Below are 26,096 nucleotides of genomic sequence, written 5' to 3'. Positions count from 1 at the left end.
CGCCCCCACCGGAGCACGGCAGCCAGGTACACCCGGTACCAGGGTCCGGCGGCCTCGACGGGGCAGACTCGGCGCATGGACAAGCAGGAGCTCGCCGCGTTCCTCCGCTCACGACGCGAACGCGTGCGACCGGAGGACGTCGGCCTGCCGTCGGGGTCGCGTCGCCGGACACCGGGACTCCGACGCGAGGAAGTGGCGGTCCTCGCGCACATCTCGACCGAGTACTACGTCCGACTCGAGCAGGGTCGAGCGCCCCGACCGTCCGCCGAGGTCCTGGCCGGGATCGCCGGGGCACTCCGGCTGACGGAGGCCGAGTCCGAGCACCTGCACCTGCTCGCCGGCACCGCCGCGCTGCACCTCGGGACGGTCCGGCGGGACGTCCGACCGAGCATCCTCGCGGTGGTCGACCGGCTCCCCCAGACGGCGGCGATCGTGCTCTCCGCGACGTTCGAGGTCCTCGCCTGGAACGACCTCGCGGCCGCACTGATGGAGGACTTCGACGCGCAGGACGAGGCCGGGCGGAACCTCGCACGACGGGCGTTCCCGACCGGTGCCGCCGCGGCCGCGGCGGAACCGCCGTACGGGATCTCGGACGGCGCCGAGTTCCAGCGGCACGTCGTGATGCAGCTCCGCACGACCCTGGCCCGGTACCCGTCGGACCCGACCGTGGCGGGGCTCGTCGACGACCTGCGGACCGGCAACACCCGGTTCGCCGAGCTGTGGGAGCGGCACGACGTCCAGACGGCGCCGATGCTCACGAAGACGTTCCGGCACCCGGCGGTCGGCCCGGTGACGGTGGACTGCGACAGCCTCGCCCTCACCGACCGCGACCAGTCCCTCGTGCTGTACACCGCGCCGTCGGGGTCACCGGATGCCGACGCGCTCGCGCTCCTCGGGGTCCTCGGCGTGGAGCAGGCCCACAGCCGCTGAGGCAGGTCCGAACCGGACGCCGGCCACCCTGGCGCCGGCTGCGCGTCCCGCCGTCACGACGCGGCGACGGTCACGACGACCTTGCCGGAGACCCCGCCGGTGGCGGCCTCGGCGTGCAGGGCGGGCAGCTCCTCGAGCGTGATCCGGCGGCTCACGTCGATGCGCAGCTCGCCCCGGTCGACGGCGGACACCAGCTCGGCGAGCTGCGCGGCGTCGCTCCGCACGAAGACGTTCTCACCGCGGACCCCGCGCGCCTCGTCGCTCGGCGCCTGCTGCCACACGGTCGTGTTCACGACGACCCCGCCGTCACGGACGAGTGCGGCCTGTGCGACGAACTCGACCGGGTCGATCGGTGCGAGGTTGAGCAGCAGGTCGACCGGCTCGTGGACGGCGTCCGTGACCGGGGTGACGGTGTGGTCGACGACCTCGTCCCCGCCGGCGGCACGGACCCGGTCGGCACTGCGCGGGCTCGCGGTGGCGATGACGTGCGCTCCGGCCCGCTTCGCGAGCTGCACGGCGTAGCCGCCGACCGCTCCCCCGGCGCCGGTGACGAGGACGCGCTGCCCGGCGGTCAGGCCGCCGAGCTCGAACAGCGCCTGCCACGCGGTCAGCCCCACGATCGGCATCGCGGCGGCGTCGGCGAGCGGCACCGTGGTCGGTGCTGCGGCCAGGGCGTCCGCCGGGGCGATCGCGTACTCGGCCGAGGCTCCGTCGCCGACCATCGGCAGGAACCCGATCACGGCGTCACCGACCGCGACGCCGTCGACCCCGTCCCCGAGTGCGTCCACCGTGCCGGCGACGTCGATGCCCGGGGTGTGCGGGAACGCGATCGGGAACGGCTGCTGCAGGCCGCCGGAGCGGATGCCGGCGTCGACCGGGTTGAACGAGGTCGCGGCGACGCGGACGCGGACCTCGCCCGCGCCGGGGGTGGGGACCTCGACGTCCTCGAGGCGGAGGACGTCGGCGTCGCCGTACTGGTGGAAGCGGATGCTCTGCATGGTGTGCTCCTGTTCGGGATGGCAAGTGCTTCGAATTCGAAGCACTTGCCATGACCGTAACACTGCTTCGAATTCGTAGCAAGTAGGATGGGCACATGACCGCAGACGAGTCCGCACCGCCGCTCGACCCCGCCGAGCTCGGCGCGTACTTCGCCCTCATCGAGGTGAGCAGCCTGCTCCGGCACACCGTCGAGCAGCAGCTCCGCGACGCCGGCGACCTCAGCTACGTGCAGTTCCAGCTCCTCGCCACCCTCGGTGACGCGGCGGACGGCAGCCGGCGGATGACCGACCTGGCCGACGGCGTGGTCTACAGCCGGAGCGGTCTCACCTACCAGGTCGGGCTGCTCGAACAGGCCGGACTCGTGGCGCGGAGCCAGTCGGCCGACGACGAGCGCGGCGTGACGGTCACGATCACCGACGCCGGGCGCGACGTGCTGGCACGGGTGTTCCCCGGGCACGTCGACGTGCTCCGGAAGCTGTTCCTCGAGCCGCTCTCCCACGACGACGTGCAGGGGCTCGCGACGGTGCTCACCCGGGTCCGCGACCACATGCGGACGATCCCGCCCCGGTCGGCCCGCCCGCGGCGGAAGCAGGCCTGAACCGGTCTGAGCAGCGCCGGCTCAGTCCCCGAGGTCGAAGACCACCACGCGTTCGCTCCCCGCGCCGATGAACTCGGCGACCGGCCGGTGTTCGGGGTGGGGCAGGTAGCCCTCGAGCGCCGCACGGTCTCGGAAGCGGACGACGAGCATCCAGTCGAAGCCGTCCTCGAGGCCCTCCGTGCTCACGCTCGTCCCGGAGCGCACCGACTCCACGCCGCCGATCCGGGCGAGGTGCTGCTCCACGACCGCGTCGGCCTCGGCGGACCGATCCGTCCCCGGCTCCCACGCCACCAGGACCACGTGCGTCACGCCTGCCATCTGCTGCTCCCGTCGCGCTCCGGACCCCGCGTCGGGCCCGCGCCTCGATCGTGCCAGCTGCGGGCGTTCCGCGTTCGGGGACACCACCACCCCTGTGTCCCGGCACATCCCCGGCCCCTAGCGTCGCTGGTCACGACGAAACGGCACGACGGAGAGGAATCACCATGGCAAGCGGAGTGGCAGCGGTCTGGGTCCCGGTCAGCGACATGCAGCGAGCGGTCGCGTTCTACCGCGACACGTTGGGGCTGACGGTGGCGAGCGAGTCCGACGACTGGAGCGAGATCGACGCGAACGGCCTGCGCATCGGCCTGAACGGCCGGGAGTCCGCATCACCGTCGAGCGGCGGGGCAGTGGTCTCGTTCCAGCCGGACGGCTCGATCGAGGACGAGGTTGCCGATCTGCGGTCCCGCGGTGCCGACTTCCAGGGCGAGGTCAGCGAGCACCCGTGGGGGAAGATCGTCCCCTTCAAGGACAGTGAGGGCAACGACCTGCAGCTCTACTCGCCCCCGCAGGGCTGACGCGGCCGTCTAGAACGCGGGAGTCCCGCCCGCGATGGTGATGGTCGAACCGGACTGGTAGCTCGACTCCGGGCTGACGAGGTGCACGTAGGCGGCACCGAGCTCGGCCGGTTGTCCGGGACGGCCGAACGGCGAGCTCTCCCCGAAGTGCGACACCGTCTCGGCGTCGTCGGAGCCCGGCTGGAGCGGCGTCCACACCGGCCCCGGAGCGACCGAGTTCACCCGGATCCCCTTCGGGGCGAGCTGCTGGGCGACCGCCTCGGTGAAGAGCTTGATCGCCCCCTTCGAGACGGCGTAGTCGATCTTGTCCGGCGACGGCGTCGAGGCCTGGATCGAGCCGGTGGTGACGATGGTCGAACCCGGCTCCATGTGCGGCACCGCGGCCTTCGTCAGCCAGAACAGCGAGTAGATGTTCGTCTTGAACGTGGAGTCGAACATCGAGGTGTCGAGCGTCAGGATGTCGTCGTTGCTGTCCATCCGGCCGGCGACCATCACGAGGGTGTCCAGACCGCCGAACTCGTCGACCGCCTTCTGCACGAGGTCGCCGCAGTACTGCTCGTCGGAGATGTCGCCCGGGAAGAGCACCGCACGGTGCCCCTCGCCCTCGAGCAGGTCGCGCACCTGTTCGGCGTCCTCCTGCTCGTCGGGCAGGTACGACAGCACGAGGTCGGCGCCCTCGCGGGAGAGCGCGATCGCCGCAGCACGGCCGATGCCCGAGTCGGCGCCGGTGACGATGCCGCGGAAGCCGGTCAGGCGCTCCTTGCCGACGTAGCTCTGTTCGCCGTGGTCGGGCTCCGGGTCCATCTTCCACGCGGCTCCGGGCAGCGACTGCTCCTGCTTCGGGAACGGCGGCTTCGGGTAGAGGGTGTTCGGGTCGCGCTTCTCGTACTGGCTCATGTCCCCACAGTGCTCGCGCACTCCTCCCCGTCGGCACAGCCCACCCGGTGCGCAGATCGGATACGAGCGGCACGCACCTGCGAACCAGCACGAGGACTGCTCCGAATGCGCTGTGGGCGACACGAGCGCCTGGATCGACGCAGTGGTGCGGCGGTCCCGTCGAGAGAGAGGTCGCGATCATGACCACCAGCGCAGCGAACAACCGCATCGGGTACGGCTCGACCTGGACGCAGAAGGGTGCCGTCGTCTTCGGCGTCGTCTTCCTCCTCGTCGGCATCGCGGGCTTCGTCCCGGGGCTGACGATGGACATGGGCACGATGTCGATGGCCGGACACGGATCGATGGCGATGCTCGTCGGCCTGTTCCAGGTGTCGGTCCTCCACAACATCGTGCACCTGCTGTTCGGCGTCGTCGGACTGCTGGCCGCACGCAGCGCACGCGGTGCCCGGCTCTACCTGGTCGTCGGCGGCATCGTGTACGCCGTCCTGTTCGTCTACGGCCTGTTCACCGCGGGCATGGCCGACCCGGCGAACTTCGTCCCGCTGAACAGCGCCGACAACGTGCTGCACCTCGTGCTCGCCGTCGCGATGATCGTCCTCGGCCTGCTGCTGCCGCGGATCGGCGCACGCCGGGCCTAGTCCGCACGACGTCCGGCGCCCGTCACGGGTACCGGCGCACAACGCAAGTCGGTCCGAACCGCGAGATCAGGCGGTTCGGGCCGACTTGTGTTGTGCGGAGCGCACGCACGGCGTTCGCCCGGCACGTGCCCGGCACGCACGGTGCACGGCACGCCCGACACGCACGGTGCACGCGCGTCAGCGCGCCGGGGCCCCGCCGAGCACGAGGTCGCGCACCTGTGCGGCCGCGCCGAGCGCCACGGCGTCTGACCCGAGGGTCGACTGCGCCAGGCGGATCGACGCCCCGCTCACCGGGGGCTCCAGCGCGATGGCGGCGCTGATGGCCGGTTCGAGCAGGTCCCACGACCGCGCGATCCCCCCGCCGACGACCATGGTCGTCACGTCGAGGATCCCCGCCGTCAGCAGAGCCGCGCGGGAGAGTCCCCACCCGGCGATCTCGAACACCCGGGCGGCGTCGGTGTCCCCGGCGCGCGCTGCCTCGGCGACCTCGCGGACGGACAGGCGACGGCCGGTCCGTTCGGCGTAGCGGTCCGCGATGCCACGGGCCCCGGCGATGGTCTCGAGGTGTCCGATCTGTCCGCAGGTGCACAGCGCGTCGCCGAAGCCCGGCACGTGGCCGATCTCCCCGGCAGCACCACGCGGCCCGGCGAACAGGCTGCCGCCGAGCACGAACGCACCACCGACACCGGTGCCGAGGGTCATCCCGAGCACGTCGGGCTCCCCCGCGACCGCTCCGGTCGCGACCTCGCCGAGGAGGAACGCGTTCACGTCGTTGTCGAGCGTCGCGGGCACCCCGAGGGCCGCGGTCACCGCGTCGGTCACGCCGTACCCGGCCCAGCCGGTGAACGAGTTGCCCGTCACGAGCACCGTCCCCGTGGCCCGGTCGACGACGCCGGCCGCGCCCACCCCGACACCCGCCAAGGAGGCCCGGTGCCGGTCGAGCAGTTCGCGCACCGCGCCGAGGGCGGCCGTCACGATCGCGGCGCCGCCCGCGTGGGCGGGCGTCGGCAGGTCGATCCGGTCGATCACGTCGAGGGTCGGCGTCGCCAGGAGCACCTTCGTGTTCGTCCCGCCGACGTCGACGCCCGCGACGACGGTGCCGGTGTCCACGGCGGCGGTCGCCGCGGTCTCGGCGGCGATCACGCGGTCACCGCCGCGAGGGTCGCGAGCCGCTCGGCCCGGCGTTGCCGCTGCACGATCGGGTCGGGGACGGGGACCGCCGCCAGCAGCCGACGGGTGTAGTCGGTCGTGGGGTGCAGGAGGGTCGTGCCCGTGGTGCCCTGCTCCTCGATGACGCCCTGGCGCATCACGACGACGCGTTCGGCGAACTGCTGCACGACGGCGAGGTCGTGCGAGACGAACAGGCACGCGAACCCGAGCTCGCCCTGCAGTTCACCGAGGACCTCGAGCACGGTCTCCTGCACGCTGACGTCGAGCGCACTCGTCGGCTCGTCGGCCACGAGCAGCCGCGGCGAGAGCACGAGCGCCCGGGCGAGGGAGACACGCTGCCGCTGGCCGCCGGAGAGTTCCCGCGGCGCACGCGACGCCAGGGTCCGGGGCAGGCGGACGGCGTCGAGCACCTCGTCGATGCGACGACGGCGGTCGGCGGAGGACATCCCGCGACGGTGCACGGCGAGCGGCTCGGCGATGCACTCGGCGACCGACATCCGCGCGTCGAGCGACGCCACCGGGTCCTGCAGCACGACGCCGATGCCCGAGCGGAGGGCCCGACGGTCGCGGCCCTTCGCGGTGCGGAGGTCGGACCCGAACAGCCGCACGCTGCCGGAGGTCGGCTTGACGAGACCGAGCGCGACCCGTGCCGCGGTGGACTTGCCGGAGCCGGACTCGCCGACCAGGCCGACCGTCTCGCCCGCATGCACGGCGATGTCGATCCCGCTCAGGGCGTGGACGGCGCGCGCCCCGCGCCCGAACATCACCGAGACGTCCCGCAGGTCGACCACCGGGGGTGCGTCGCGCCTCCCGTCCGGTTCGTCGGTGCCCGTGGACGTGACCCGGGCTGCCGGAGCCGGAACGACCGGGGCCGCTCCCGCGACGGCGAGGCGCGGCACCGCGGCGAGCAGCCGCTTCGTGTAGTCGTGCTGCGGCCGGAGCAGGACGTCCTCGACGCCCCCGGTCTCCACGATCTCGCCCTGCAGCATCACCGCGACCCGGTCCGCGAAGTCCGCGACGACGCCCATGTTGTGGGTGACGAGCAGGACGCCGGTGCCGGTGTCGGCGGCGAGCTTTCGGAGCAGCTCGAGGATCTCGGCCTGCACCGTCACGTCGAGCGCGGTCGTCGGCTCGTCGGCGATGAGGAGGGCCGGCGAGTTCGCGATCGCCATCGCGATGACGACGCGCTGCCGCTGCCCGCCGGACAGCTGGAACGGGAAGGCCTTCGCCCGTGTCTCCGGCGAGGGGATGCCGACCCGGCGGAGCAGCTCGACGGCCTCGGCGTGCGCGTCCGATGCGCTGAGGGTCCGGTGGTTCCGGATGACCTCGGCGATCTGGGCACCGATGCGCGTGAGCGGGTCGAGGGCCGTCGCCGGTTCCTGGAAGACCATCGAGACGGTCTTCCCGCGGAGGCCGCGCAACGACTCCTCGGACGTGCCGACGATCTCGTGCCCGTCGACGATCGCGCTGCCGGTCGCGGTCGCGTTGCCGGACAGCAGCCCCATCGCGGCGAGCGCCACGGTCGACTTGCCGGAGCCGGACTCGCCGACGAGCGCCAGGGTCTCGCCCGGCTCGACGTGCAGGGAGACGCCGCGGACGGCGTCGACGGTGCCGGACTCGGTGCGGAAGGTGACCCCGAGGTCGGTGGTGGTCAGGATGGACATCAACGGCCCCTCACGTCGAAGGCGTCCCGGAGCCCGTCGCCGACCGCGTTGAACGCGCAGACGACGAGGATCACGGCGAGACCCGGCGGCACGATGAGCCACCAGCGTCCCGAGTAGGCGGCGGTGAGTCCCGCCGAGAGCATGCCGCCCCAGTCCGTCGCGGGCGCCTGCACGCCGAGCCCGAGGTACGAGACGTAGGCGACGAGGAGGATCGCGTCGGCGACCTGGAACGTGGCGGCGACGACGATCGTCGACACCGAGTTCGGCAGCAGGTGCTTGCCGATCGCGCGGGCGTGGGAACCGCCGATCGCACGGAGGGTGAGCACGTAGTCGCGGTTCTTCAGCGTCAGCGTCTCGGCGCGGATGAGTCGGGAGGGCACGAGCCACGACACGAAGCCGAGGATCACGATGAGTCCCCACACGCCCGGTGTCGTGATCGCCGAGATGACGAGCAGGATGAAGAGTGCGGGGATCGCGATGCCGGCGTCGACCACGCGCATCATGACGGCGTCGACCCAGCCGCCCAGGTACCCGGCGACGGAGCCCCAGAGCGTGCCGACGACGGTGGCGAGGACACCCGCCGCGATGCCGACCATGAGCGACACCTTGCCGCCGAACATCAGGCGGCCGAGGACGTCGTGTCCGACCGCGTCGGTGCCGAACCAGTGCGCGGCGCTCGGGCCGAGGTTCGCCTGGGACAGCTGCGTGTGCGTCTGGTCGGTCGGGTACACGAACGGGCCGACGAAGCAGAACAGCACGATGACGACGATGACGACGAGGCCGATCACCGCGAGGGTGTTGTGGCGGAAGCGGCGGACGGCGAGCTTCCAGCCGGTGGCCGCGACCGGCTGGACCAGGGACGCGGCGCCGGGGGCTTCGGGAGCGAGCTGTGCGGTCATGCGCGGTCTGCCTTCACACGAGGGTCGATCAGTGACTGTGCGACGTCCGCGAGCAGGGTGCCGACGACGGTCGCGATCGAGATGACGAGGACGCACCCGAGCAACGTCGGGTAGTCCGAGGTCTGCGCGGCGTTCCAGAACAGGAGCCCCATGCCGGGGTAGTTGAACAGCTGCTCGGTGACGAGCGCCCCGCCGAAGAGCACCGGCAGGTAGTACCCGAGCATCGCCACCACGGGGGTGAGCGAGTTCCGGAACACGTGCCGCCGCAGGATCGTCGCGGTCGACGCCCCACCCGCGCGGGCGGTGCGGACGTAGTCCTCGTGCAGGTTCTCGAGTGTCGAGGCCCGCATGTACCGGCTGAACACGGCGATCATCGCGAGCGCACCGGTGACGACGGGGAGCACGAGTCCGGCGGGATCCTGGAAGACCTCGGCGAGGGTGTTGCCGCTCGGTGCCTGGGACGGCAGCCACGGCAGCTGCTGGCTGAACACGATGATGAGGATGAGCCCGAGGAAGAACGCCGGCGTCGAGTAGAAGACGAACGCCAGGGCGGTGGCCGCGTAGTCGACCGCGCCGTTGCGACGGACCGCCTGCCACATGCCGACCGGGATCGCGATGACGATGCCGAGCACGGCGGACATCCCGGTGAGGACGAGGGTCTTCGGGAGTCGCTCGGCGATGAGCTGCGAGACCGCTTCGTTGAGCGTGTACGAGGTGCCGAGGTCGCCGGTGAGCAGCCGTCCGAGGAACCGGAGGTACTGCACGGGCAGCGGCTGGTCGAGCCCCTGCGCCTGGTTGAACGCCGTGATCTGCGCGGGCGTCGCCGAGACGCCGAGGACGCCGCGGGCGGGTCCGCCCGGCAGGGCGTGCAGCAGGCAGAACACGACGATCGTGACGATGAGGATCACCGCGAGCGCCTGGAGCACCCGCCGGGTGAGGTAGAGGGCAGTGGTCATGCTGCTTCCGTTGGTCGGATGGGGACGTGAGCCGGACTGGAGGCGCGGTGCGCGTCGGACGCGCGCCGCGCCTCCAGGCGGTGTCATCTGGTTACTTCGACCACTTCCACTGGGCGGGGTGGAAGTTGGCGAGCGAGTCCTGGTCGAACCCGGTCAGGCCCTTCTTGACCACCGAGATCTGGTAGTCGGGGCTCGGCAGCCAGATCACCGGCAGGTCCTTCGCGACCGCGGCGCTGTAGTCCTGCACGGCGCTGGCGTCGGGCGAGGTGGTCGTCGCGTCGATGAGGGCGTCGACCTCCTTGTTGGAGTAGCTGCCGAAGTTCGCCGAACCCGCGGTCGAGAAGAGCGACTCACCGGTCGGGTAGGCCGGGAAGTACCAGCTGCCCGCGGTGCCGAAGAAGGACAGGTCCCAGTCGCAGCTCGCTTCGTCCGAGGTGCAGGTCGGGGTCTGCGAGAGGACGCTCGACACCGGCGCGGTCTTGATGGTGAAGCCGATCCCCGTCTTCTGGAGCGAGGACTGGATGGCGCTCATCATGTTGTCGGTGACGGTCGAGCCGGACTGCGAGAGCACCTGCATGGTGAACTTCGTGCCCTGCTCGACTCCCTCGCCGCACTGGCTGGCCGACGTGCCCGGGTCGGTGCAGACCATCGTGCCGCCCTGCTCGGCCCAGCCGTGGCTGGTGAGCAGGTCCTTCGCCTTCGAGGTGCTGAACGGGTAGGGGTTCGACTTCTGCACGTCGGAGACGTAGTCGGACTCCTGCGCCTGCGGGATCGGCCCGTAGGTCGAGGTGGCGGTGCCGTTGAAGACGACCTTCGACAGCGACTTCTGGTCGATCGACATCTGGACGGCCTGGCGGGCGTACAGCTGCTTGAAGACGGCGCCCATGTCCGGGTTGTTGAAGTTGTAGGGCATGTACGTGATCGCCCACCCGGTCCACGGCTCGACGGAGTACCCCTTCGACGTGAACGACGACTTCTGGTCCATGTCGGTGGCGTTGATGTAGCCGTAGTCGACCTCGCCGGAGCGGACCGCGTTGACCTCGGCGTCGCTCGTGGTGAACGGCAGCAGGTTGACGGTCGTGATCGACGGCTTCTCCCCGCCGTCGTACTTCTTGTTGGCCGTCAGGGTGACCTTGCCGGCGGTGGTGAAGGACTGCACGCCGTACGGGCCGGAGATCGTCTTCCACAGGTCGTCGCTCGCGTAGTCCGAGATCTTGCCGGCCGCGGTGTTGAGGTACTTCCAGACCTTCTTCGCACCGTCGGCGGTCTCGTCGGCGTCGGAGACCTTGGCGCTCGCGCTCGTCTTGTCCCAGGTGTGCTGGGGCAGCGGGATGATGTGGCTCAGCTGGTTGGCGAGCATCCAGTCCGAGTTGTAGGCCTTGTCGAACGTGATCGTGAAGTGCGTGTCGTCGACCGTCTTGAACGAGGTCCAGTTGTCGGGAGCCTTGCCCTCGGAGTACGAGCCCCACTGGTCCTTGTTCGCCTTGATCAGGTTGAACCAGAACTCGACGTCGCGGCTCGTGATCGGCTTGCCGTCCGACCAGTGCCGGTCACCCAGGGTGACCGTGGCGCTCTTGCTGTCCGAGGCGAAGGAGACGTCGGTGGCGACGGAGCCGTCCTTGTTCCACGCGATCTTGCCGGTGGAGCCGTCGTACGCGATGAGCGGCTCGTACAGCGACTGCGCGATCGAGCCGTTGTTCGTGTTGAGGTGCGCCGCCGTGCCGATCGGCAGGATCCAGTTCGGCGTGAAGTTGGCGGGCAGTGCGTAGTTGATCTCGTCGGAGTCGGAACCGGACGCGGTCGAGCCGCCTCCGGAACATCCGGCGAGCAGGGCACTCACGGCGATCGCCGCTCCGGTGAGGAGCGCCCAGCGACGGGGCTTGGACATGCGGTGTCTCCTTGTGCGAGGGACTTCGGGGAGGTGGAGCACGCGTGCCGGATCGGCACGAGGACAGTCAAGGACCAAAGCGATTGGAAAAACAAACATCTCGATGTAAAAACTGCGTTACTGCGGAACGGACGAAAGGGTCGACCGCCCGTTCCGCCCCGTAGGCTCGCCGCAGATCGGGACCGCCGGTCGCCTTCCGCCCGGATTGGAGAAAGTCGTGCCGGACCTCAGCGCCCGCGTCCTCGAACTCGTCGCGTCCGGGCAGGCGACCAGTCGCACCGAGATTGCCAGCCTGCTCGGCGCCGCCCCGTCGACGGTGTCGCACGTGGTCGCCCAGCTCCTGTCGCACGGGCTGCTGGCCGAGGAGGGCACCGACGTCTCCACCGGCGGTCGCCCCCGCAAGGTGCTCCGCATCGGCGGGGTCGACGAGTACGCGGTCGCCGCGGACGTCGGTGGCGGGCACGCGCGCATCGGCATCGTGCTGCCAGGAGGCGCGCTCGAGTCGGTCGCGAACGTCCCGTTCGCGCTCTCCGACGGTCCGACCGCGGGGCTCCAGCGCCTGGCCGCGTTGCTCGAGCGGCTCGCCGACGACCGTGGTCGCGACGGCCTCCGGGGCGTCGGGCTCAGCCTCCCCGGACCCGTCGACGTCGAGGCCGGCGTCGTCGACCTGCCGAGCCGGATGCCCGGGTGGAACGGCTTCCCCGTGGCCTCGTGGCTGTCCGAGCGCTTCGGGCTGCCCGCGATCGTCGACAACGACGCGAACTGCATGGCCGCAGGCGAGCAGACCGTGCAGGACCCGAGCCGCCGGCAGACCATCACGATCAAGGCCGGGTCGGCGATCGGGGCCGGGATCGTCATCGACGGCCGCCTGTACCGCGGCTCGACCGGCGCCGCCGGGGACATCACCCACGTCCGGATCGACGCCGCCGGGGACACCCCGTGCTCGTGCGGCAACACCGGGTGCCTCGAGACCGTGGCCTCCGGTGCCGCCCTCGTGCGGATCCTGTCGACCGCCGGTGTCGACGTGTCCTCGACCGCCGACGTCGTCCGGCTCGCGTCCGACGCGCACCCCGAGACCACCAGGGCCGTCCGGCTGGCCGGCCGGTACCTCGGCGAGGTGCTCGCCGCCAACGTCAACTTCTTCAACCCGGATGCCGTGTACCTCGGCGGCATCCTGTCCACCCTCGACCCGTTCATCGCCGCCGTGCGCAGCCAGCTGTACGAGAGCTGCCACCCGCTCATGACGCAGCACCTCGCCATCGAGCCGGTGTCGCTCGGCGCCGACGCGGGCCTCGTCGGGGCCGGACAGTTCGCACTGCAGCGGGGCCTCGCCGCCTCGCTCGAGGAACTGTCCGCCCCCATCCCGCAGTCCACCACCAGGAACAGGAGCGTCCGTGTCTGACACCGAGTCCGCCGTCCCCACCACCCGCCGCCCGGTCATCGCGATCGCGGGCCTCGCCATCGAGACGTCCACCTTCACGCCGACCAGGACCCTCGCAGCGGCGTTCCACCCCGACCGCGGGGACGACGTGGTGGCGCGGTACGACTTCCTCGGGCCGCTGTCGTCGCGCGCGGACTTCCGCGGGGCGCTCATCGGTCACGCGCTGCCCGGCGGCATCGTCGATCGCGGCTCGTACGAGGAGCTCGCGTCCGAGATCGTCGCGCGCCTGCGTTCGATCGTCGAGGCCGAGCACGTCGACGGCCTCTGGTACGACATCCACGGGGCGATGGTCGTCGAGGGGCTGGACGACGCCGAAGCCGACCTCCTCGGCCGCATCCGTGCGGTGATCGGCCCGGACGTGATCGTGTCGGCGTCGATGGACCTGCACGGCAACGTCACCGCCGAGCTCGCCCACCAGGTCGACCTCGTCACCTGCTACCGGATGGCACCGCACGAGGACGCCCTCGAGACGAAGGAGCGCGCCGTCCGGAACCTGGTCGACGTGCTCACCACCCGGCCGGTCGGGGCGCAACGCCCGGTCAAGGCGTGGATCCCGATCCCGGTACTGCTGCCCGGCGAACAGACCTCCACCCGCATCGAGCCGGCGGCGTCGCTGTACGCGCAGGTGCCACTCGTCGAGCAGACCGCCGGCGTGCTCGACGCCGCGATCTGGGTCGGCTACGCCTGGGCGGACCAGCCGCGCGACCGCGCCGTCACGGTCGTCACCGGCTGGGACCAGGCCGCCGTCGCGGCCGGCGCCGCGCGACTTGCCCGGTCGTTCTGGGACGTCCGCGAGGACTTCGTGTTCGTCGCACCGACGGGAACGTTCGACGAGTGCCTCGCCGCCGCGCTCGCACCGGGTGCCGCGAAGCCGTACTTCATCTCCGACTCGGGCGACAACCCCACCGCGGGCGGCTCGGGCGACATGACGTGGGGTCTGACCCAGGTGCTCGCGCGTCCGGAGTTCCAGGACCCGACCGGTCCGATCGTCATCTACGCGAGTGTCCCGGGCGCCGCCGCCGTGGCGACCGCGGTCGAGGCCGGCGTGGGCGCGACCGTCACGGTGACCGCAGGTGCGTCGGTCGATGCCGTGCACGCGGGACCGATCACGATGACCGGCCGGGTGCACGCGATCAAGCACGGCGACCGCGACGCCGAGACCGAGGTGGTGCTGCAGGTCGGCAGCGTGTTCGCGATCCTCACGAAGCTCCGGAAGCCGTACCACCACGAGCACGACTTCACCGACCTCGACCTCGCGCCGCGGCAGGCCGACGTCGTCATCGTGAAGATCGGGTACCTCGAGCCGGAGCTCTTCGACATGTCCGCTGACTGGATGCTCGCGCTGACGCCGGGTGGTGTCGACCAGGACCTCGAGCGACTCGGGCACCACAGGATCGAGCGGCCGATGTTCCCCTACGATCGGGAGTTCCCGTCGGCGCCGGACCTCCGCGCCCGGATCATCCCCGCCTCCAACGAACCGCTCGGAGCCACTGCATGAGCCACACCCCCGTCAGCCTCGAGATCGCCGTCACCTCGCCCGCCGGGGCGATGGTCGCGCGCGACGGCGGCGCGGACCGGGTCGAGCTCTGCGTCGGACTCGAGCTGGGCGGCCTCACCCCCTCGCAGGCGCTCGTCGAGATGACCCACGAGACCGGCATCCCGGCGCACGCGCTCGTCCGGTGCCGTCCCGGTGGCTTCGTGCACGACCGCGACGAGGTCGAGCTGATGGAACGGGAGGTCCGCACGGTCCTCCGCTCGGGCGCCGCCGGCGTCGTGGTCGGGGCCCTGCGTCCGGACCGCACCCTCGACGTCGAGGCCCTCCGCCGCTTCGTGGACGCTGCCCGCTCGGTGAGCGCGACCGCCGAGGTCACCCTGCACCGGGCGATCGACCACGCGGTGGACCCCGTCGCCGCCGCCGCGTCGCTGGCCGACCTCGGGTTCACCCGCGTGCTGACGTCCGGCGCTGCGCCGACCGCACTGACGGGCGCGGCGACGATCGCCCGCATGGTCGAGGCCGCCGGGCCCGTGCAGGTGATGGCCGGCGCCGGGGTCATCCCCGCGGACGTCCCCGCACTCGTCGCCACGGGGGCCGCCGCGGTGCACCTCTCCGCGAAGCGCCCCGCTGCGGACAGCGCGCACGCCGGGGTGCCGATGGGCGGCGCGGACGACGGTTCCGCGCACTTCGTCACGGACGCCGAGGTGGTCGCGGCGGCGCGCGCAGCACTCGACGCCTGATCTCCGGCTCGACCTACTCGACGGGGTGGGACACCTCGTACCGGAAGACGCGGTGGAGGTCGTCCGTCCCGATCGGACCACCCGGGAGCGGTCGCCGCGCCCCATCGGCTCGCAGGCCGTCGAGCACGATCCCGACCTGGCGTCCGATGATCCGGTCGGCCTCGTCCGGGGGCAGGTTCGAGTAGCTCCCGATGCGGAACGCGGCGAAGGTGACGTCGTTCGACGTGACGTCCGGGCGGAGGGATCCCTCGGCCTGTGCGACCGCGATGAGCGCGTCGAGCTGCGCGGCCCACCCCGTGCTGAGCTGCTGGTCGTCGTCGAGCGCCACCATCTTCCGGTTCAGCCGGGGGATCGCGGGGTGCGCCTGCAGGACGTCGATGATCGTGGTGACGAGGGCGACGACGCCGTCCCAGCCGGAGGTCTGGGCGGCGACGGCCGCCTCGACGCGCCCGAACTCGGCGATGAGTCGAGCGTGGAGTGCCCGGACCACGTCGTCGATGCCGGGGAAGCGGCGGTAGAGGGTCGCCGTCCCGACGTCGGCCAGGTGCGCGAGCTGCACCATCGTGGGATCGGCGTCGTGCGCGGCGTAGTGCCGTTCGGCCGCCGCGAGGATCGCTTCGCGGCTGCGGCGCACCTCGACCCGCTCGGCGCGGACGCGCTCGCCTGGGGACATGAGAGAACCCTAATGCGGCCCCTTAAGTGGTCGCTTGACTCCACATAACGATCTGCCTAGGTTCGTGGATGCGGCCGTGGGGGCCGCTCGCGGTCTGGACCCTAGCCAGATCGCCCAGCAGTGCGGTGATGCCGGCGAACCCGAACGACGGCATCACCGGCACCGCGGGGCGGAGCCGCGCCGCGCCTCCAGGCCAATCCCCGACCACTCGGAGGGGCGTGCTCCTACCGTCCTCGGTACCACGCCACCGAGAGGAGCCCCCGTGCCCGCCGTGAACTCCGAGCCGGACCGCCGCCGCGCAGTCGAACGTTTCCTCGACGAGGAACGGGACCAACTGGTGCGGCACCTCTCCGAGTGGGTGCGGATCCCGTCCGTCGCGTCCCAGCCGGAACGCGCCGTCGACGTCGACCGGTCCGCGCACTGGCTGGCCGGAGCGATGCGCGACGTCGGCCTCTCCACCGAGATCCTGCACGCCGGTCCCGCACCCGCCGTCTACGGCGAGCTCCTCGTCGATCCCGAGCTGCCGACGGTCCTCGTCTACAGCCACCACGACGTCCGGCACGCGAAGCCCGAGGAGTGGGTCGAGACCTCGCCGTGGGAGCCGGCGCTCCGGGACGGACGACTGTACGGACGGGGGGCGTCCGACGCCAAGGGACAGGTGCTCGCCCACCTCTGGGGTCTCCGCGCGCACCTCGCGACCCGGCCCGACGGCACGCCGGCGGTGAACCTCAAGTTCCTCGTCGAGGGCGAGGAGGAGCTCGGGTCCAGCCACTTCGCCGACCTGCTCGACGCCGAGGGCGAGCGACTGGCGTGCGACGTGGTCGTGTTCTCCGACACGCTGCAGTGGAAGGCCGGGAACCCCGCCGTCGTCACCTCGATGCGCGGGATGACCGGCGCGACGCTCACCGTCACCGGGCCGGCCAGGGACGTGCACAGCGGAGCGGTCTCCGGACCGGCACCGAACCCGGTGCACGCGCTCGTCACCGTGCTCGCGGCGATCCACGACGACACCGGCCGCATCACGATCCCGGGCTTCCTCGACGACGTCGACGAACTCTCCGACGAGCGGCGTGAGCAACTGCACGCGCTCGACTTCGACCCGGACGTCTGGGTCGAACGCACCGAGACCCGGTCGACCACCGGGGAAGCCGGGTACTCCGTCGAGGAACGCCTCTGGGCGCGCCCCTCGATCGAGGTGCTCACCCTGCTGGCCGGGGACCCGACCGGGTACCCCCGAGCCGTCATCCCCCGCGAGGCCACGGCGGAGATCAGCATCCGGACCGTCCCGGGCCAGCGGGTGCAGGCCGTCGCCGAACAGCTGCGCCGGTTCGTGGCGGACACGATGCCCGACGGGGTGACGTACGAGCTCGAGATCCCGGAGGAGACCGGGCAGGACCCGTACGTGACGCCGAACGGACCCGCACTGGAAGCCCTCGTGCGGGCGATGGAGCTCGGCCACGGCACGGAGACGTCGGGGCGGATGGGCAACGCCGGCGGTGGCCCGGCGGAGTTGCTCGGCCGGGTGTTCGACGCACCGGTGCTGTTCGTCGGCACGGGGCTGCCGGAGGACCACTGGCACGCGAGCGACGAGAGCGTCGACCTGCGGACGCTGCTCGACGGCGCCGCGTCGATCGCGCACCTCTGGCACGAACTCGGAGCCGACGGGAATGGAACGGAGCACGACGGGGCTTGACGTCCCCATGACCTCGTCAGCAGAGCGCCGCGGGTGGCTCAGTGTCACATCCGTCGCACTCGGATCGTTCGTCCTCGTCCTGTCCGAGTTCCTCCCGATCGGCCTGCTCCCGGCGATCGCCTCCGACCTCGACGTCGGCATCGGCACCGCCGGCCTGATGGTCGTCGCCACCGGTCTCGTCGGCGCGGTCGCCGCGCCCGTCGTCACGGTCCTGACCTCCAGGATCGACCGCCGCGTCGTCCTCGTGTCGCTGACCGTCCTGCTCGTGCTCGCCGACGGACTCGCCGCCATCGCACCGTCGTTCTGGGTCCTGCTCGTCGCCCGGATGCTCCTCGGTGTCGGCATCGGCGGGTTCTGGGCGATCGGCGCCGGGATCGCCGGCCGTCTCGTCCGGTCCGACGCCGTGATCCGGGCGACATCGCTCATCACGGCGGGTGTCTCCGTGGCCACCGTCGTCAGCCTGCCCCTCGGTGCCCTGGTGTCTTCGCTCGCGAGCTGGCGTCTGGCGTTCGTGATCGGCGGCGTGCTCGGCCTCGTCGCGCTCGGCCTGCAGCTCGCGATGCTCCCGAAGATCCCGGCGCTGCAGCAGGTCCGGTTCGCGACCCTCGGGTCGCTGCTCCGGGTCCCCCGCGCCCGCGTCGGCCTCATCGCCGCCGCGTTCCTCTTCGCGGCGCAGTTCGCCGCCTACACCTACATCGCGCCGTACCTGCAGGAGCTCGTCGGCGTGAGCCCCGAGACCATCACCCTCGCCCTGCTCGTCTTCGGCATCGCCGGGATCGTCGGCAACTTCGCCGCCGGCGCCACGCTCGGTCGGAGTGTCCTCGGCACCATCGGCACCGCGAAGTTCGTGCTCGCCGGAGCCGTCGTCCTGCTGCCGCTGCTCGCGCACTCGGTCGTGGGGGTCTTCATCCTGCTCGTGGTGTGGGGCCTCGTCTGGGGTGCGCTGCCGCTCGGGATGCAGACGTGGATGTCCACCGCGTCCCCCGGTGGTTCGGAGACCGGACTGGCGCTGTTCGTCACCACGATCCAGCTCGCCATCGCTGCCGGATCCGTCCTCGGTGGCGCAGCGGTGTCGTCCTTCGGTCTCGCGGCGGACTTCTGGCTGGCCGGGGCGGTCGCCGTCGTCGGTGCCGTCGTGCTGGTGTCGATGGGGCTGCGGCGGTCGAACGCCGCGCCGAGCAGCGAGCCCGTGGCGGTCGAGACGACGGCCACCGGATCGGTCGCGGTCGCCTGCCCCTGAGGTCGGTGCGGGCTCGCCCTCGATCGCACCATCAGCCCCGGCGTCCGGCGCGCACCGCAAAGGCGTCGAGTGCCTGCAGGACGTCGTCATTCTGGTACAGCACACCGTGGCGGTACTCGTTCTTCGACACGAGGACGCCCGCTTCGACGAGCTTGACGATGTGCGGGTAGGCGTTCCGTGGCTCGACGCCCATCTCGTTGGCCAGGACCATCGCGTTGAGGACCGGCTGACGAGCGACGACGTCGAGCGCCCGCCACACTCCGGAGTCCGCGCGCGCCGTGACCTCATCGCGCCAGCGCTGGCGGATCTGGCGGATGTCCGCGATGAGTTCGCGAAAATCCTGGAAAACGCTTCTGATCTGGACCGCGGAAGACAGAGGACTGGAGGCGCGGTGCCAACTGGCACCGCGCCTCCAGTCCGCGAGCGGGTGCGGTCAGCGCCCCGCCGCGGCGTGGTTCGCGACCTGCGTCGCGGACAGGACCGTGCTGTACACGGCCGCGTACCGCATCGATCCGGTGAAGGCGAAGTTCGCCGGCTGCCCCGGCCACCCGGAGACGGTGTCGTACCCGACGCGGAAGTAGCCGGTGTAGGGCTCCGCGGCGGTGAACGCGGTGTTCGACGCGACGAGCGACCCGTCGACGTAGAGGCGCATCCCGGTGCCGGCGGACTGCGTCGCGACGACGTGGTGCCAGGTGCCGTCGGTGTACGCCTTCGGCGAGGTCACGACCTGCGTCGTCCCGCTGTAGGTGCCGAAGACGAGCTGGCCCCCGGTGTTGAGGTACACCTGGCGGTCGTGCTGACCGGAGGCGGTGACCTGGTTGCTCCCGAAGCCGATGAGCATGCCGCCCGCGACGGTGGTCTTGAACCAGACCTCTTCGCTGTAGGTGGCGGGGCTCGCGTACGACCGAGGCGTGCTGACGAAGTTCGTCGAACCGTTGAGCAGCCAGGAGCTCCCGGTGTCCCGCGGGCAGGCGTTGGGGCTCGGCGTCGTGGCCGCCATCGTCCCCTGGTAGGTGCCGTTCAGCCCCTTGCCGGACCAGTCCACGGCAGTCGACGCGCCGGATGCCTCGGTCAGACGGTACGCGAAGAGCGCGTTCGCGGTGTCGGCCCCGACCGCCGCCGTGCACGTGAAGTACGGGGCGGTGGCGGCGGTGTTGCCGCTGGTCGCGATGCGGGCGCTGTAGGCGGAGCGGGTCGGCGAGAACGCGTTGAGGAGGGCCACGACGACGAGCCCGACGATGAGGACGAGGGCGATCACGCGGCCGTCGCGGAGGTGCTGCAGTCTCACGAGGGACGCACCGCCTCGACCCGGCCGACGGCCAGGCAGAGCACGAGCGGGACGAGGCACGCCGCGATGAGCAGCGCCCACCCGACCGGGCCGAGGTCGATGTTCGACGTCAGCTGGTAGTGGCCGTTCTTCGCCAGCTCGTGGATGACCATGTGCCCGACCTGGCCGTCGACCAGGTGCACGCTCGCCGCGCCGTCGGACTCGACCCGGACGGGGAAGATGCCGGAGGACACGATCGTGACGTCGACGCCGGACGGGCTCGAGGTGTTCGTGATGGTGGTGACGTCGACGAACGGCTTGAGGATGAAGGCGGCGTAGGCGACGGTGAGTGCGCCGCCCGCGATGCGGAGACAGGTGCGGGTGACCCGGTCGGTGAAGACGCTGGTGAGCGTCAGGATGACCAGGGTGCCGATGAGCAGGAGCGGGGCGGCGCGGAAGAGCCAGCCCAGGTGCGGGACGAGGAGCGCCGGCGTGCCGGCCACATCGTCCTGCGTGAGCGTCCAGGGGTCGGTCGCCCCGTTGATGTCGCCGCGGGTGTGCAGGCCGCCGTCGGCGTCGATGTCGATGATGCGGTGCGTGTAGACGACGCCCGGGTTCGCGGCGGTCTCGAAGGAGACGATCTCGCCGACGTGCAGGGTCGACACGTCGACGGGGAGGTCGAGGACCAGCGTCCCGACCGGAGCGGCTTCGCCCATGGACGGGGTCTCGACGACGAACCATCGACCGCCGGCGGAGAGGAACAGCACGGCACCGGTCAGGAGCACGGCGGCGACCAGCGCGACCGACCAGGCGAGGACGGTCTCGAAGCGGGTGGCGGTGTGTCCGCCGAGCAACGGGCGGTCGAGCGTGCCGCTGAGCGGGATCGCTGCGGTCTGGCTCATGTGCTGCTCCGCTCGTGTCAGGCGTGATCAGGGTGGGGGACGGGGTGGAACGGGAGGCGACGCTCGGCCGGAAGGGGGTCGGTCGAGCGTCGCCGGTCTGGGCGGATCAGGCCGTGAAGGTCCAGGTCATCGGCACCGATGCGGCGAGGCCCTGGTAGGTGTTGCCGGCCGAGGAGTCGAGCGTCACGGCGAAGTTGAACGGGACGCTGGCACCGGCGGCGGGGGCGGTGGGCATCGTGAAGGCCGAGGCGGCGGCGCCCTTGAAGCTCGCGAGGGTGCCGTTGAAGACGGTCGTCGCACCGGAGGTGATGACGAGGTTCATCTTGGCGCAGAGGTCGGTCGCGGTGCCGTTCGCCGAGCCGTTCACCGACTGGGTGCAGGTCGCGCCCGGGGTCAGGGTGAAGGTCGCGGCGTTCGCGGTGCCGGTGTTCTTGATCGAGATCGCGGTGTTGACCGTGTTGCCCGGGGTCATCGTGGTGCTGCCACCGAACTTGTTGATGGTCGAGCAGGTCGCGGCGTTGGTGGAGACCGAGCCGCCGTCGGTGCTGAGACAGGTCACCGTGGCTCCGGCGTTCTGCTCCTGCATGATCAGCGTGCCGCTCGCGGCGGTGTTGCTGCTGTTGGTGATGCTCGCGGCGAACCCGGACAGGGTGCCGGTCAGCGAGAGGGAGAGCAGGACGGCCGCGAAGATGCCCGCGAGGAGCGCGACGGGGGCGAAGCGGATCCGCTTCAGTGCGGAGGTGCGGAGCTTGTCGGACACGGGGTACCTCTTCGGTCAGGGATTGTGGGGGTGGAGCGGAGCAAGAGATTCGGGCTCACTTGCTTCACTGATTAAGATAGTTAATGCTTGACCAAGTTGACCACTCATACACTTACCCCAGTGCGAGGGGTACTCACCCACGCGGCTCGCTCACACGCCGTCGACACGGGATCATGAGACGGAACACCGAAGCGGAAGAGGACCACCTGTGACCCGGACCGGGCAGACCGACCCAGCGGACATGCTGACGGCCTTCGACGCGGTCGTGCGCGCGAACGCGAGCCTGGTGCGCCAGCTCAGCGCCCGCGCCGGGGTGCACGAGAACGCCCTCCGTGCGCTCGTGCTCGTGCGGGACACGGGGTACTCCACCCCGACGGAGGTCGCCGGGTTCCTCGGGCTGACGTCGGGCGCCGTCACGAACATGATCGACCGGATGACGAGCGCCGAACTGCTCGAGCGCGCGCCGAACCCGAACGACCGACGTGGATCGCTGCTGCGCTTGCTCCCCGCTGGCGAAGCGGTCGTCGAGGACTACCGACAGCGTTACGCCGCGGTGCTCAGCGCGGTCGACACGTCCCACGGGGGCGACCTGCTCGCGGTGCTCGACGAACTGGCGACGGGCCTCTACGGATCTGCCGGCGAGGCGATGGCCTGACCGACGCCGCGGCAGCAGACGCCGCCGTCAGGGGCGCCCGTCGTCCGCGTCGACCACCCCCGGCGTCGGCGTCGTCCCGCTGAACGCGTCCCGCATCGCGCCGACGCCGTACTGCGGGTGCGCCTCCGGCAGGTACTTCGCCCGCGACGCCTTCCGCGGCTCCGGATCGGTGTGCATCGACCGGTTCCGGTCCTGCTGCAGGGCGCTGTCCACCTCGCCCTCCCGGTTGAACGACCACATGAGCATCGGGTCACCGAGGGGCAGCTCGTCGGCCGGCTGCGACCCCATCGGCGTGCTGTGCCAGGTGTGCCACGTCTTGCCGTAGGAGTTCACGAGGTGGCCCATCAGCTCGGTCTCGATCGCGATGGGCAGGCCCGGCGCGACGAGCTCCCCGGAGAAGACCTCGTGGTTGTGCGGGTGCCAGGACCCGCGTTCGTCCTCGGGGAGCGACGCGTACAGCCGCTCCGACACGATGTACTCGATCCCGATGAGGTTCGCGTCCGCGGTGTTGCCGTCGAACAGGACGCACTGCAGCATCTCCGCGTTGACCACCTTGCAGAAGTGGTGCGCCTCCATCTGCACGTCGGGCTCCCCCTGCACGCAGTGGAAGCCGACCACGTAGACGTCGAAGCCCCGGAGTGGTGCCGTGGTCTGCAGGAGGTCGGCACCGCGGTCGAGGAGCGCGAGTCGGAACCCACCGGCCTCGCCCGGCGGGGTGACGCCGGTCTTCCGGTCGTGCACGGTCGGGTTGAGGGGCATGGTCGCGTCCTTCCGCTCGGTGTGCGCGTCATGCAACCCGCGCCCCGCTGGGTCGCCGTGGAGGCACCGGCGTACTGTCCGGGTCATGCCCGCTCTCATCGACACGTTCACCCTGTCCAACGGCCTGCACATCCCGAAGATCGGTTTCGGCACCTGGCAGATCCCGTCCGGCAGCGACGCCTACGACGCCACGAAGACCGCGCTCGACCTCGGGTACCGGCACATCGACACCGCCCTGGCCTACGGCAACGAGGCCAGTGTCGGCGAGGCCGTCCGCGACAGCGGCGTCCCTCGCGACGAGGTCTTCATCACCACGAAGCTCCCGGCCGAGGTGAAGACCGCGGCCGGCGCACGCGACGCCTTCGAGGAGTCGTCGCGGAACCTCGACCTCGGCGTCGTCGACCTGTACCTCATCCACGCGCCGTGGCCGTGGGGCGACATCGGCTCCGACCACCGGGACGGCAACGTCGAGGTGTGGAAGGTCTTCGAGGAGCTCTACGACGCAGGCCGCACGAAGAGCATCGGTGTCTCGAACTTCGCCGTCGCCGACCTCGAGGACCTGCTCGGCCGCACCGACGTCGTCCCGCACGCGAACCAGATCCGCTGGTTCATCGGCAACACGCAGGACGAGACGACCGCGTTCGACCGCGAGCACGACATCCTCACCGAGGGGTACTCCCCGCTCGCCACGGGTGGTCTGCTCGAGAACGCCGAGATCCGCGACATCGCAGCGAAGTACGACAAGAGCGTCGCGCAGGTCGCGATCCGCTACCTCCTCGAGAAGGACGTGCTGCCGCTGCCGAAGTCGACGACCCCGTCGCGCATCGCGGAGAACGCCGACGTGGACTTCGTCCTGTCGGCCGACGACGTGGCCGCGCTGGACGCGCTGCAGGACACGACCAACTGACGGCCTGGAGGCGCGGTGCCAGCCCGCACCGCGCCTCCCGTCCGTCTGCCGGTTCCGTCGGGAACAGGACGACCCCGTCACCGGTTGCACAGAACGGTGCCGCAGCCAGCGGCACGAGAGCCCAGGAGGCCACCATGACCACCACCACCGAGACCGCCATCCTCGCCGGCGGCTGCTTCTGGGGAGCGCAGCAGCTCCTCCGCCGTCGCCCGGGCGTCATCAGCACCCGCGTCGGGTACTCCGGCGGCGAGGTCGCGAACGCGACCTACCGCAACCACGGCGACCACGCGGAGTCCGTCGAGATCGTCTTCGACCCGTCCGTGATCTCGTACCGTGACCTGCTCGAGTTCTTCTTCCAGATCCACGACCCGTCGACGAAGAACCGCCAGGGCAACGACGTCGGTCGCAGCTACCGCTCGGCGATCTTCTTCACCTCGGACGAGCAGAAGCAGGTCGCCTTCGACACGATCGACGACGTCGACGCCTCGGGCATCTGGCCGGGCAAGGTCGTGACCGAGGTCACCGCCGCGGGCCCGTTCTGGGAGGCCGAGGAGGAGCACCAGGACTACCTGGAGAAGTACCCGGCCGGGTACACCTGCCACTTCGTGCGTCCGGGCTGGAAGCTCCCGCACCGCGACGAGGCGACCGCGGCCGTCTGATCCCGGTGGTCGCGCTGACCGCTCCGGTCAGCGCGACCCGCCGAGCAGTTCCAACCAGTCCCCGGGCAGGCGTTCAGCCGGCCCGGGGACTGTCTGCGTGGTCGGGTGACTCGTCGGGGCAGCGAGTTCGACACCCTCGAAGGTGGTGCTGTCCCGGTAGTCCCACGCCCAGGTCTCACCCGGCTCGAAGCTCTGGATGACGGCGTGGCCGGTGTCCTCCCAGTGCCGTGTCGCGTGCGTGTTCAGGGAGTCGTCGCAGCAGCCCACGTGACCGCACGCGGCGCACCGGCGCAGGTGCACCCACCACGAGCCGGTCGCGTCGCACTCGACGCAGCCGTTCCCGCTCGGAGCGACCTCGGGGTGGATCATCTCGTCCTGGTCCGTCATGGCACCATCATGGCCTGCGGTTCAGCCCCGCGGCACCAGCGCGTCGATCGCCGCGAGCTCCTCGTCGGAGAGCGGCGCACCGGCCAGGGCGTCGAGCGTGCCGTCGAGCTGCCGGACGCTCGACGCCCCGACGAGCGCGGACGTGACGGCCGGCTGCCGGAGCACCCACGTGATCGCGAGCTGCGCGAGCGTCTGACCGCGAGCCGCCGCGATGTCGTTGAGCGCCCGAGCGGTCGTCAGGTACTCGTCGTCGATCCGGTCCGCGCCGAACCAGCGACCCTCCGCCGCGCGGGACCCGACCGGCACCGACCCGTCGAGGTAGCGGTCCGTCAGGAGCCCGCCGGCCAGCGGCGAGAACACGATCGCCCCGGTCCCCAGACGGAGCAGCTCGTCGAAGAGCCCGTCCTCGGGGACCCGGTCGAACATGTTGTAGCGCGGCTGGTGGATGAGCAGGTGGATGTTCTCGGCGGCGAGCGCCTCGGCCGCCGCCGCGGTCTGCTCCGGGTCGTAGTTCGAGATGCCCGCGTAGAGCGCCTTGCCCGAGCGGACAGCGGTCACGAGGGCGCTGACCGTCTCCTCGATGGGGGTTTCGGGGTCCGGGCGGTGGGAGTAGAAGACGTCGACGTAGTCGAGCCCGAGGCGGCCGAGCGACTGGTCGAGCGACGCGAGCATGTACTTGCGCGATCCCCAGTTGCCGTACGGGCCCGGCCACATGTCGTAGCCCGCCTTCGTGGACACCACGAGCTCGTCGCGGTACGGGCGGAGGTCCGACTCGAGGATGCGGCCGAACTGCTCCTCGGCGGCGCCGTACGGCGGGCCGTAGTTGTTCGCCAGGTCGATGTGCGTGATCCCACGGTCGAAGGCGTGCAGCACGATGTCGCGCTGCGTCGTGAGCGCACGGTCGGCGCCGAAGTTGTTCCACAGCCCGAGGGAGATCCGCGGCAGCAGGAGGCCGCTCCTCCCCACGCGCTGGTACGGGAGCCGCTCGTAGCGGTCGTCGGCAGGGAGGTGGACGTCAGGCATCGTTGCTCGATCCGGGTCGG

Annotated in this window: 28 protein-coding genes; 12 read left to right on the top strand and 16 right to left on the bottom strand. The window is 71.1% G+C overall.

The features are described from left to right. The first annotated feature begins 75 nt into the window (after window positions 1-75). Entirely contained in the window at window positions 76-930 is an 855-nt protein-coding gene (locus tag DEJ28_RS01330) for a helix-turn-helix transcriptional regulator (protein ID WP_111114184.1), read from the top strand. A gap of 53 nt (window positions 931-983) precedes the next feature. Here the strand turns inward: DEJ28_RS01330 and DEJ28_RS01325 are convergent, their stop codons facing one another. Continuing rightward, window positions 984-1,928, bottom strand: a complete 945-nt coding sequence (locus tag DEJ28_RS01325; RefSeq protein ID WP_111114183.1) for an NADP-dependent oxidoreductase — start codon at window positions 1,926-1,928, stop codon at window positions 984-986. 95 nt (window positions 1,929-2,023) lie between these two features. Here DEJ28_RS01325 and DEJ28_RS01320 point away from each other — a divergent pair, with 95 nt between their 5' ends. Then, window positions 2,024-2,527, top strand: a complete 504-nt coding sequence (locus tag DEJ28_RS01320) for a MarR family winged helix-turn-helix transcriptional regulator (RefSeq protein WP_111114182.1) — start codon at window positions 2,024-2,026, stop codon at window positions 2,525-2,527. Between the two features lie 21 nt (window positions 2,528-2,548). Here the strand turns inward: DEJ28_RS01320 and DEJ28_RS01315 are convergent, their stop codons facing one another. Next, window positions 2,549-2,845 carry a Dabb family protein gene (locus tag DEJ28_RS01315; RefSeq protein ID WP_181433583.1) on the bottom strand — a complete coding sequence of 99 codons (297 nt, stop codon included), beginning with the start codon at window positions 2,843-2,845 and terminating at the stop codon, window positions 2,549-2,551. Between the two features lie 164 nt (window positions 2,846-3,009). On the opposite strand from DEJ28_RS01315, the gene DEJ28_RS01310 reads away from it, so the two are divergent. Continuing rightward, window positions 3,010-3,363 (top strand): VOC family protein, encoded by a 354-nt coding sequence (locus tag DEJ28_RS01310; protein ID WP_111114180.1) that lies wholly within the window; start codon window positions 3,010-3,012, stop codon window positions 3,361-3,363. A 9-nt stretch (window positions 3,364-3,372) separates the two neighbouring features. On the opposite strand, the gene DEJ28_RS01305 is transcribed toward DEJ28_RS01310, so the two are convergent. After that, window positions 3,373-4,260 carry an SDR family oxidoreductase gene (locus DEJ28_RS01305; protein ID WP_111114179.1) on the bottom strand — a complete coding sequence of 296 codons (888 nt, stop codon included), beginning with the start codon at window positions 4,258-4,260 and terminating at the stop codon, window positions 3,373-3,375. 179 nt (window positions 4,261-4,439) lie between these two features. Between DEJ28_RS01305 and DEJ28_RS01300 the strand changes: the two genes are divergently transcribed. Then, a complete protein-coding gene (locus DEJ28_RS01300) occupies window positions 4,440-4,898 on the top strand; it encodes a DUF4383 domain-containing protein (RefSeq protein ID WP_111114178.1) in 459 nt (152 codons plus the stop codon). Between the two features lie 177 nt (window positions 4,899-5,075). Here the strand turns inward: DEJ28_RS01300 and DEJ28_RS01295 are convergent, their stop codons facing one another. The 5 genes from DEJ28_RS01295 to DEJ28_RS01275 all read right to left on the bottom strand — a co-directional run bounded on the left by DEJ28_RS01295 (window position 5,076) and on the right by DEJ28_RS01275 (window position 11,475). Continuing rightward, entirely contained in the window at window positions 5,076-6,041 is a 966-nt protein-coding gene (locus DEJ28_RS01295) for an ROK family protein (protein ID WP_258367860.1), read from the bottom strand. After that, window positions 6,038-7,732, bottom strand: coding sequence for a dipeptide ABC transporter ATP-binding protein (locus DEJ28_RS01290; protein ID WP_111114177.1), 1,695 nt, complete (start codon window positions 7,730-7,732; stop codon window positions 6,038-6,040). The genes DEJ28_RS01295 and DEJ28_RS01290 overlap by 4 nt, the downstream gene beginning before the upstream one ends. Continuing rightward, window positions 7,732-8,631, bottom strand: a complete 900-nt coding sequence (locus DEJ28_RS01285) for an ABC transporter permease (protein ID WP_111114176.1) — start codon at window positions 8,629-8,631, stop codon at window positions 7,732-7,734. Before DEJ28_RS01285 ends, DEJ28_RS01290 begins: the two co-directional genes overlap by 1 nt. After that, the gene (locus tag DEJ28_RS01280; protein WP_111114175.1) at window positions 8,628-9,587 is read right to left on the bottom strand and encodes an ABC transporter permease; all 960 of its coding nucleotides are present in this window, start codon (window positions 9,585-9,587) and stop codon (window positions 8,628-8,630) included. The genes DEJ28_RS01285 and DEJ28_RS01280 overlap by 4 nt, the downstream gene beginning before the upstream one ends. 91 nt (window positions 9,588-9,678) lie before the next feature. Beyond that, window positions 9,679-11,475 carry a peptide ABC transporter substrate-binding protein gene (locus tag DEJ28_RS01275; RefSeq protein WP_111114174.1) on the bottom strand — a complete coding sequence of 599 codons (1,797 nt, stop codon included), beginning with the start codon at window positions 11,473-11,475 and terminating at the stop codon, window positions 9,679-9,681. A gap of 217 nt (window positions 11,476-11,692) precedes the next feature. Between DEJ28_RS01275 and DEJ28_RS01270 the strand changes: the two genes are divergently transcribed. Genes DEJ28_RS01270 through DEJ28_RS01260 form a run of 3 tightly spaced genes read left to right on the top strand, consistent with a single transcriptional unit; the run spans window position 11,693 to window position 15,151 of the window. Further along, the gene (locus tag DEJ28_RS01270) at window positions 11,693-12,877 is read left to right on the top strand and encodes an ROK family protein (protein ID WP_111114173.1); all 1,185 of its coding nucleotides are present in this window, start codon (window positions 11,693-11,695) and stop codon (window positions 12,875-12,877) included. Further along, entirely contained in the window at window positions 12,870-14,414 is a 1,545-nt protein-coding gene (locus DEJ28_RS01265; protein ID WP_111114172.1) for a M81 family metallopeptidase, read from the top strand. Before DEJ28_RS01270 ends, DEJ28_RS01265 begins: the two co-directional genes overlap by 8 nt. Beyond that, window positions 14,411-15,151, top strand: coding sequence for a copper homeostasis protein CutC (locus DEJ28_RS01260; protein WP_111114171.1), 741 nt, complete (start codon window positions 14,411-14,413; stop codon window positions 15,149-15,151). Before DEJ28_RS01265 ends, DEJ28_RS01260 begins: the two co-directional genes overlap by 4 nt. Before the next feature lie 13 nt (window positions 15,152-15,164). On the opposite strand, the gene DEJ28_RS01255 is transcribed toward DEJ28_RS01260, so the two are convergent. Continuing rightward, window positions 15,165-15,824 (bottom strand): TetR/AcrR family transcriptional regulator, encoded by a 660-nt coding sequence (locus DEJ28_RS01255; RefSeq protein ID WP_111114170.1) that lies wholly within the window; start codon window positions 15,822-15,824, stop codon window positions 15,165-15,167. 262 nt (window positions 15,825-16,086) lie between these two features. Here DEJ28_RS01255 and DEJ28_RS01250 point away from each other — a divergent pair, with 262 nt between their 5' ends. Then, a complete protein-coding gene (locus DEJ28_RS01250; RefSeq protein WP_258367859.1) occupies window positions 16,087-17,517 on the top strand; it encodes a M20/M25/M40 family metallo-hydrolase in 1,431 nt (476 codons plus the stop codon). Between the two features lie 7 nt (window positions 17,518-17,524). Continuing rightward, window positions 17,525-18,757, top strand: coding sequence for an MFS transporter (locus DEJ28_RS01245; protein ID WP_111114169.1), 1,233 nt, complete (start codon window positions 17,525-17,527; stop codon window positions 18,755-18,757). 31 nt (window positions 18,758-18,788) lie between these two features. Here the strand turns inward: DEJ28_RS01245 and DEJ28_RS01240 are convergent, their stop codons facing one another. From DEJ28_RS01240 to DEJ28_RS01225, 4 genes are all read right to left on the bottom strand, one after another. Beyond that, window positions 18,789-19,016, bottom strand: a complete 228-nt coding sequence (locus DEJ28_RS01240; RefSeq protein WP_111114168.1) for a hypothetical protein — start codon at window positions 19,014-19,016, stop codon at window positions 18,789-18,791. Between the two features lie 174 nt (window positions 19,017-19,190). Beyond that, window positions 19,191-20,045: a LamG domain-containing protein gene (locus DEJ28_RS01235; protein WP_111114167.1), complete on the bottom strand. Its 855-nt coding sequence runs from the start codon at window positions 20,043-20,045 to the stop codon at window positions 19,191-19,193. Then, window positions 20,042-20,926, bottom strand: coding sequence for a S26 family signal peptidase (locus tag DEJ28_RS01230; RefSeq protein ID WP_111114166.1), 885 nt, complete (start codon window positions 20,924-20,926; stop codon window positions 20,042-20,044). The genes DEJ28_RS01235 and DEJ28_RS01230 overlap by 4 nt, the downstream gene beginning before the upstream one ends. A gap of 106 nt (window positions 20,927-21,032) precedes the next feature. After that, a complete protein-coding gene (locus DEJ28_RS01225) occupies window positions 21,033-21,686 on the bottom strand; it encodes a COG1361 family protein (protein ID WP_111114165.1) in 654 nt (217 codons plus the stop codon). 208 nt (window positions 21,687-21,894) lie between these two features. On the opposite strand from DEJ28_RS01225, the gene DEJ28_RS01220 reads away from it, so the two are divergent. Then, window positions 21,895-22,341 carry a MarR family winged helix-turn-helix transcriptional regulator gene (locus DEJ28_RS01220; protein WP_111114164.1) on the top strand — a complete coding sequence of 149 codons (447 nt, stop codon included), beginning with the start codon at window positions 21,895-21,897 and terminating at the stop codon, window positions 22,339-22,341. Window positions 22,342-22,368: 27 nt separating this feature from the next. On the opposite strand, the gene DEJ28_RS01215 is transcribed toward DEJ28_RS01220, so the two are convergent. Next, a complete protein-coding gene (locus DEJ28_RS01215) occupies window positions 22,369-23,100 on the bottom strand; it encodes an OBAP family protein (protein WP_111114163.1) in 732 nt (243 codons plus the stop codon). A gap of 85 nt (window positions 23,101-23,185) precedes the next feature. Between DEJ28_RS01215 and DEJ28_RS01210 the strand changes: the two genes are divergently transcribed. Then, window positions 23,186-24,007, top strand: coding sequence for an aldo/keto reductase (locus DEJ28_RS01210; RefSeq protein ID WP_111114162.1), 822 nt, complete (start codon window positions 23,186-23,188; stop codon window positions 24,005-24,007). 134 nt (window positions 24,008-24,141) lie between these two features. Then, the gene (gene msrA / locus DEJ28_RS01205; protein ID WP_111114161.1) at window positions 24,142-24,666 is read left to right on the top strand and encodes a peptide-methionine (S)-S-oxide reductase MsrA; all 525 of its coding nucleotides are present in this window, start codon (window positions 24,142-24,144) and stop codon (window positions 24,664-24,666) included. Between the two features lie 27 nt (window positions 24,667-24,693). Here msrA and DEJ28_RS01200 read toward each other — a convergent pair whose 3' ends face one another. Both DEJ28_RS01200 and DEJ28_RS01195 read right to left on the bottom strand, forming a co-directional pair. Further along, window positions 24,694-25,053: a UBP-type zinc finger domain-containing protein gene (locus DEJ28_RS01200; protein WP_111114160.1), complete on the bottom strand. Its 360-nt coding sequence runs from the start codon at window positions 25,051-25,053 to the stop codon at window positions 24,694-24,696. 21 nt (window positions 25,054-25,074) lie between these two features. Next, window positions 25,075-26,076, bottom strand: a complete 1,002-nt coding sequence (locus tag DEJ28_RS01195; RefSeq protein ID WP_111114159.1) for an aldo/keto reductase — start codon at window positions 26,074-26,076, stop codon at window positions 25,075-25,077. Window positions 26,077-26,096: the final 20 nt, after the last annotated feature.

Source organism: Curtobacterium sp. MCPF17_002 (assembly GCF_003234115.2).
Taxonomy (GTDB): Bacteria; Actinomycetota; Actinomycetes; order Actinomycetales; family Microbacteriaceae; genus Curtobacterium.
The sequence above is the reverse complement of the archived record's forward strand: the minus strand, read 5'-3'. Positions and strand labels throughout refer to the sequence as shown.

What these genes read in the sequence shown, in the direction of transcription:
- DEJ28_RS01330 (WP_111114184.1), top strand. Translation starts at nt 76, where the DNA reads ATGGACAAGCAGGAGCTCGCCGCGTTCCTCCGCTCACGACGCGAACGC.
- DEJ28_RS01310 (WP_111114180.1), top strand. Translation starts at nt 3,010, where the DNA reads ATGGCAAGCGGAGTGGCAGCGGTCTGGGTCCCGGTCAGCGACATGCAG.
- DEJ28_RS01195 (WP_111114159.1), bottom strand. Translation starts at nt 26,076, where the DNA reads ATGCCTGACGTCCACCTCCCTGCCGACGACCGCTACGAGCGGCTCCCG.
- DEJ28_RS01215 (WP_111114163.1), bottom strand. Translation starts at nt 23,100, where the DNA reads ATGCCCCTCAACCCGACCGTGCACGACCGGAAGACCGGCGTCACCCCG.
- DEJ28_RS01285 (WP_111114176.1), bottom strand. Translation starts at nt 8,631, where the DNA reads ATGACCGCACAGCTCGCTCCCGAAGCCCCCGGCGCCGCGTCCCTGGTC.
- DEJ28_RS01320 (WP_111114182.1), top strand. Translation starts at nt 2,024, where the DNA reads ATGACCGCAGACGAGTCCGCACCGCCGCTCGACCCCGCCGAGCTCGGC.
- DEJ28_RS01290 (WP_111114177.1), bottom strand. Translation starts at nt 7,732, where the DNA reads ATGTCCATCCTGACCACCACCGACCTCGGGGTCACCTTCCGCACCGAG.
- DEJ28_RS01325 (WP_111114183.1), bottom strand. Translation starts at nt 1,928, where the DNA reads ATGCAGAGCATCCGCTTCCACCAGTACGGCGACGCCGACGTCCTCCGC.
- DEJ28_RS01300 (WP_111114178.1), top strand. Translation starts at nt 4,440, where the DNA reads ATGACCACCAGCGCAGCGAACAACCGCATCGGGTACGGCTCGACCTGG.
- DEJ28_RS01305 (WP_111114179.1), bottom strand. Translation starts at nt 4,260, where the DNA reads ATGAGCCAGTACGAGAAGCGCGACCCGAACACCCTCTACCCGAAGCCG.
- DEJ28_RS01255 (WP_111114170.1), bottom strand. Translation starts at nt 15,824, where the DNA reads ATGTCCCCAGGCGAGCGCGTCCGCGCCGAGCGGGTCGAGGTGCGCCGC.
- DEJ28_RS01275 (WP_111114174.1), bottom strand. Translation starts at nt 11,475, where the DNA reads ATGTCCAAGCCCCGTCGCTGGGCGCTCCTCACCGGAGCGGCGATCGCC.
- DEJ28_RS01260 (WP_111114171.1), top strand. Translation starts at nt 14,411, where the DNA reads ATGAGCCACACCCCCGTCAGCCTCGAGATCGCCGTCACCTCGCCCGCC.
- msrA (WP_111114161.1), top strand. Translation starts at nt 24,142, where the DNA reads ATGACCACCACCACCGAGACCGCCATCCTCGCCGGCGGCTGCTTCTGG.
- DEJ28_RS01280 (WP_111114175.1), bottom strand. Translation starts at nt 9,587, where the DNA reads ATGACCACTGCCCTCTACCTCACCCGGCGGGTGCTCCAGGCGCTCGCG.
- DEJ28_RS01230 (WP_111114166.1), bottom strand. Translation starts at nt 20,926, where the DNA reads ATGAGCCAGACCGCAGCGATCCCGCTCAGCGGCACGCTCGACCGCCCG.
- DEJ28_RS01245 (WP_111114169.1), top strand. Translation starts at nt 17,525, where the DNA reads ATGACCTCGTCAGCAGAGCGCCGCGGGTGGCTCAGTGTCACATCCGTC.
- DEJ28_RS01315 (WP_181433583.1), bottom strand. Translation starts at nt 2,845, where the DNA reads ATGGCAGGCGTGACGCACGTGGTCCTGGTGGCGTGGGAGCCGGGGACG.
- DEJ28_RS01210 (WP_111114162.1), top strand. Translation starts at nt 23,186, where the DNA reads ATGCCCGCTCTCATCGACACGTTCACCCTGTCCAACGGCCTGCACATC.
- DEJ28_RS01200 (WP_111114160.1), bottom strand. Translation starts at nt 25,053, where the DNA reads ATGACGGACCAGGACGAGATGATCCACCCCGAGGTCGCTCCGAGCGGG.